The following is a 425-nucleotide window of genomic DNA, read 5'->3' on the forward strand; positions in this document are numbered from 1 at the left end:
TTATATTTTAAATTTGCAAATCTATCAAAAATCATTAAACTACTTTTTCCTTTTAATATTCCCATAAATTTTGATACACTCATTTTTGGTGGAATTGCAACCAACATATGTATATGATCTGGACAAGCATTCGCTTTGATTATTTCTACTCCATGCCTTATACATATAGTTCTTAATATTTTCCCAATTTCAGCCTTATATTTCCCGTATATTATTTGTCTTCTATATTTTGGTGCAAATACTATATGATATTGACACCTCCATTTTGTGTGTGATAAGCTTTCTATGTCGTTACTCATACGACACACCTCCTATGATTAATTTGTTTTACGATTGTCAGTCGTTGCAATTATATCATAGGAGTTTTTTCTATGCAGAGCTTAAGCCATTTTATCCACCGGCATAGCCAGTGGTTTTCAATACAA

General features: G+C 31.1%; 1 protein-coding gene. It reads right to left on the reverse strand.

Translation table 11 applies throughout. The features are described from left to right. A partial coding sequence (gene tnpA / locus ACQRD5_RS17230) for an IS200/IS605 family transposase (protein WP_427747122.1) occupies nucleotides 1–299 on the reverse strand: 299 nt, incomplete at its 3' end. Between the last annotated feature and the right edge of the window lie 126 nt (nucleotides 300–425).

Origin of the sequence: Clostridium sp. SGI.024 (genome assembly GCF_050315195.1) — a bacterium.
GTDB lineage: Bacteria > Bacillota > Clostridia > Clostridiales > Clostridiaceae > Clostridium.